Consider the following 4,407-nt stretch of genomic DNA (forward strand, 5'->3'; position numbering starts at 1 on the left):
ACTCTGCGCGGCCCGTTCCCCGGTCGATTTCTTCCACCTCGCGGGCGACGAGTTCATTGAGTTCTGCCGCTTGCTTCAGCGCCGCATCAAGACCCCGGCGCATTTCGTCCAGTTCGCGGCGCACGGCAGAAGAAATGGTGGTGATCTGGTCCGTCGCAAAATCTTCCGGGTCTGAAAGGCGGATAGCGGTGCGCGCCAGTGCTTCCGACATGAGGCGCATTTCCGCCCCACGCCAGACCGTCCAGGCGACAAGCCAGATGAGGGTGAGCGGCACCAGCGCCGCCATCGCGACGAGGCCCGTTTCGAGCCTTGTCAGTGCCTGCAAACCGTCGAGGCCGTAAAGCCCCCAGAGATAGGCCGCGCCTGCGCCCAGGGTGAAAAGGCTTGCCAGCGCCGCCGCGCCCCAGATCTTCCGGCTCGGGCGCCGCGCGATCATGCGATAGAGCGCGCCGCCTGTGGGGCTGTCCTCATTCGCTGCTCGCACGCGGGGTGGCTGCGCGGCGTCAACCTTGCCTTCCGTCTTGTTCTCGGGGGCGGTTTCGCCTGATGCCAGTTCACTGTTTTTCATAAGATTTCCCCGGCTTTCGCGGTCATTCGCTGCGGCGGCTGGTTCAAGGTGTCGGAAGGCTCGGGAGGCGTCAACCTTCCTTGGCGTGCGGGGTCGCCAAAACCCGCCTGAATCTGCATCGGCGGGCCAAAAGGGAACGCCGCGCGGCCCGCCCTTAACGAATCGGTATCGCCCGTTGCCTAGACTTGGCCACTCCAATGGCTCCAGGGGGAGAGGCAGACATGACCCATTCGACGGCAGCCCGGAGGGCAGAAGAGACGACCCCGCGTGACGAGGGGGCAGGCGCTGGCCCGCGCCCGGTCGATCTTGTTCATCTCTCGAAATATACGCTGGGCAATCGTTCGCTTGAGAATGAACTGCTCGCCCTTTTCCGTAATCAGGCCGATGTCTATCTCGCGCGGCTTGATGCGGCGGGAGATGAGAAGGAGTGGCGGGACGCAGCCCATAGCCTCAAAGGTTCAGCGCGTGGCCTTGGCGCATGGGCGCGTGGTGAACTTGCCGAAGAAGCAGAGAAGACGCCGCTTGCTGCGCGCGACGATGTGATGGCGCGCATCCGTGATGCGGTCGCCGCCGTGAATGCCTTTATCGACAGCGTGGCGGAAGGCTAGAGCATCCCCGCCACTTCATCGGCGATGGCGAGGGAGGCGGTGAGGCCGGGGCTTTCGATGCCGAAGAGATTGACGAGGCCGGACACTCCATGCTGCGCCGGGCCGGAAAGAATGAAATCGGCTGCCGCCTCGCCGGGCGGCGTCACTTTCGGGCGGATGCCTGAATAGGCGGGCGCGAGCGCGCCATCCGGCAAGGCTGGCCAGTAGCGACGGATCGCTTCATAGAAGCCCGCGCCACGCTCTACCTTCACCGCATAGTCCGGCTCCGTACCTTCCTCGACATCAATCCATTCTACATCGGGGCCGAAGCGCGCCTGACCACCCATATCAAGCGTGAGGTGAACGCCAAGTCCTGCCGCTTCCGGCACAGGATAAATGAGGTGTGAGACTGGCGCGCGGGTTGCGAGCGAGAAATAATTGCCCTTGGCGAAATAGGCTGTCGGCACATGCGCGGCATCAAGCCCTTCCATGCGCGATGCAACGCGCGGTGCCCAAAGACCGGCTGCATTGATGAGGATTTTCGTGCGGAGCCGCGTCTCCTCGGCGCCGGTCACATGCAGGATGAAGTGGTCCTTCTCGCGCGTGATGCGTGTCACCTCGGCGTGAAAGGCGATCATTCCCCCTGCATCCTCGAACTCGCCTTGCAGACTCAGCATGTAGGAATGTGCGTCCACTATGCCGGTTGAGGGCGAGAGAAGGGCCGCTTCCGCGCGCAGGGCGGGTTCCATCGCGCGCGCTTCTGCGCCTGTGATTTCACGAATATCGTCAACACCGTTTGCCCGCGCGCGAGAAGCGATGGCGGCGAGTTCTTCCATCTGCGCTTTGTCCGTTGCGACGATGAGCTTGCCGCATTTGCGGTGAGGCAGGTTCCGGCTCACGAGGTAGTCATTGAGCTTCGTGCGACCTTCCAGGCAGAGCCGCGCCTTCAGGCTGCCCGCGGGATAATAGATACCCGCGTGGATCACCTCGCTGTTGCGCGAAGATGTTTCCGTGCCGATGGCACCATGCCGTTCGAGAACCAGCGTGTCATGTCCGGCAAGCGCCAGCGCTCGCGCGGAGGCGAGACCGATCACGCCTGCACCGATGACAACAGCGCCGATCTCGTGTTCGGTTACGATGGCCATTCAGAACCGCGCTGCTTTCCGCTCCACCGGCCCGTTATCGGTGAGGGCTATATGTGTCAGCGTTTGCTCGTCATGGTTCATGCGCCATGAGAGGAGCTTTTGCGCATATTCAAGCACAAGCGGCAGATAGGCGGGATCGTTTGCGCGGTTCACGAATTCGTCGGGGTCTTTTTCGAGGTCGAAGAAGAGCGGCGGCAGTTTCGTGAAGTGGACATATTTGTATTTCTCGTCGCGGATGATGTTCATGGTGCATTGATGAAGCGTCAGGCCGAGGCGCTTCTCTGCCGTGTCATCTGCGGGATCGCGGAAGTCGAATTCCCAATGGGCTTCGCTTCGCCATGTTTCGGGCACGCGGCCTTCGAGGAAGGGGCGGAGGGATGCACCATCGCATTGCACGGGGATTTCTGCGCCGATCAGGTCGAGCATGGTCGGCATGATGTCCACATTCTCGGTGAAATGCTCGACCACGCTTCCGCGCGTGGCGTCGGCTTCTTTGCGCGGATCGCGGATGATGAGCGGAATGTGATACGAGGCATCGAAGTAGCCGCCTTTGCCCAGCAGCCAGTGATCGCCCATCTGCTCGCCATGATCGGATGTGAAGATGATGAGCGTGTTGTCCCAGCGCCCGCTCTCTTTCAGAAAGGTGAAGAGGCGGCCCAGCGCTTCATCCACTTCCGACATCAGCCCGTAATAGACGGCTTTCAGGCGGCGCAGCTTTTTCTCGTCTTGCGGCGCATGGTAGAGCCTGCGGCCAAGCTGATGCGCAAGCCAGGGATGCTGCTCACCTTCTTCCTCGATGGTGGGTTTCCGCGCAAAACCCGGCACGCCTGCCGGATCATACATCGCGTTGAAAGGCTCGGGCGCCACGAACGGCGGATGAGGCCGCAGCAATGAGAGATGGGCGATGAAGGGCCGGTCGCTCGCGTCGATGTAGTCGATCACGCGGTTGGTGAGGAAATTCGTGTCATCCACCTCTTTCGGATAGATGAGCGGGCGGGGTACGGGCGCGCCGTCTTCATAGTCCGGGCCGGGCAGGCGCTCGCCATAGGCAGCACGAATGTCGTCCGGCACCTTGTAGCCATGCTCGGCGAGCCAGTCCGTCCACGGCGTCGGCCAGGTGCCCATCATGCAGACGGGACGGATGCCGGGGAGCGGGCCTTCATAAGTCTGGAGCCAGGGGCTGTCGGGGTCTTCCTCGCGCGGGTCCTGGCTCGTATCGGTGTAGCCGAAAAGGACGGGGTCATAGCCGTTCCCGCCCGCCTCCTTTGCCCAGTTGGTGTGGCGTGCATCCAGTGGTGTGCCATTGGTGCCGGAACGGTGGTTCTGCAGGTACATGCCCGTGTGGAGCGAGGCGCGGGAGGGGCCGCAGGGGACGGCATTGGCATAGTGCCGCCGGAACAGCACACCCTCGCGGGCAAGCGCATCAAGCTGCGGCGTTTTCACCACCGGGTGGCCGAGGGCGGACAGACATTCGCCGCGCCACTGGTCGGCCGTGATGAAAAGGATATTGAGCCGTTCCGCCATTTTGCGCCCTCCCGCTGCACCGGATGAGCGAGATTAAGCGATTCCTGCAGCCCGGGGATAACGGCGTGAGACGGGCCGGTTTTGCGTCTCTGAAATGTGGTTTGGGGAAAGAGGGGTTGAAAAGATATGTGCCCTGCTGCATCTATGTGCCGCCCTCAGGGGCAATCCATCCGGCTAGTCCGGCCCCTTCACCTCCGACCAAGAAAAGCAAGATGGCGAAGATCACCTATATTGAGCATGACGGCACGGAACACACCATCGAAGTCGAAAACGGCATGACGGTGATGGAAGGGGCCATCAAGAACTCCATTCCCGGTATTGATGCGGATTGCGGCGGTGCCTGCGCTTGCGCAACCTGTCATGTTTACGTTGCGGAAGAGTGGAAGGAAAAGGTCGGGCCGGCCGAGAGCATGGAAGAAGACATGCTCGATTTCGCCTTTGACGTGCGCGACAACTCGCGGCTTTCCTGCCAGATCAAGGTAACGGATGAGCTGGACGGCCTCGTCGTGAACCTGCCCGAAAAGCAGTTCTGAGTCTGAACAGTCCTGCAAACGCCTGACTGTCAGGCGTTTGCGGATTTCCG

The 4,407-nt window shown here is 61.9% G+C and carries 5 protein-coding genes; 2 read left to right on the forward strand and 3 right to left on the reverse strand.

The features are described from left to right. The coding region (locus WBF74_RS12935; RefSeq protein WP_424440565.1) for a hypothetical protein at positions 1-568 on the reverse strand (568 nt) is incomplete at its 3' end. 221 nt (positions 569-789) lie between these two features. Here WBF74_RS12935 and WBF74_RS12940 point away from each other — a divergent pair. Next, positions 790-1,176: an Hpt domain-containing protein gene (locus WBF74_RS12940; protein ID WP_424440567.1), complete on the forward strand. Its 387-nt coding sequence runs from the start codon at positions 790-792 to the stop codon at positions 1,174-1,176. Here WBF74_RS12940 and WBF74_RS12945 read toward each other — a convergent pair. Both WBF74_RS12945 and WBF74_RS12950 read right to left on the reverse strand, forming a co-directional pair. Next, positions 1,173-2,300, reverse strand: coding sequence for an NAD(P)/FAD-dependent oxidoreductase (locus tag WBF74_RS12945; protein ID WP_424440569.1), 1,128 nt, complete (start codon positions 2,298-2,300; stop codon positions 1,173-1,175). The genes WBF74_RS12940 and WBF74_RS12945 overlap by 4 nt on opposite strands. Further along, positions 2,301-3,824 (reverse strand): alkaline phosphatase family protein, encoded by a 1,524-nt coding sequence (locus WBF74_RS12950; protein ID WP_424440571.1) that lies wholly within the window; start codon positions 3,822-3,824, stop codon positions 2,301-2,303. 212 nt (positions 3,825-4,036) lie between these two features. Here WBF74_RS12950 and WBF74_RS12955 point away from each other — a divergent pair, with 212 nt between their 5' ends. Then, on the forward strand, positions 4,037-4,357 hold the full coding sequence (locus WBF74_RS12955) for a 2Fe-2S iron-sulfur cluster-binding protein (RefSeq protein ID WP_424440573.1): 321 nt from the start codon (positions 4,037-4,039) through the stop codon (positions 4,355-4,357). Positions 4,358-4,407 lie beyond the last annotated feature (50 nt).

Source organism: Parvibaculum sp. (genome assembly GCF_049672805.1).
Lineage (GTDB): Bacteria > Pseudomonadota > Alphaproteobacteria > Parvibaculales > Parvibaculaceae > Parvibaculum.

What these genes read in the sequence shown, in the direction of transcription:
- WBF74_RS12940 (WP_424440567.1), top strand. Translation starts at nt 790, where the DNA reads ATGACCCATTCGACGGCAGCCCGGAGGGCAGAAGAGACGACCCCGCGT.
- WBF74_RS12945 (WP_424440569.1), bottom strand. Translation starts at nt 2,300, where the DNA reads ATGGCCATCGTAACCGAACACGAGATCGGCGCTGTTGTCATCGGTGCA.
- WBF74_RS12950 (WP_424440571.1), bottom strand. Translation starts at nt 3,824, where the DNA reads ATGGCGGAACGGCTCAATATCCTTTTCATCACGGCCGACCAGTGGCGC.
- WBF74_RS12955 (WP_424440573.1), top strand. Translation starts at nt 4,037, where the DNA reads ATGGCGAAGATCACCTATATTGAGCATGACGGCACGGAACACACCATC.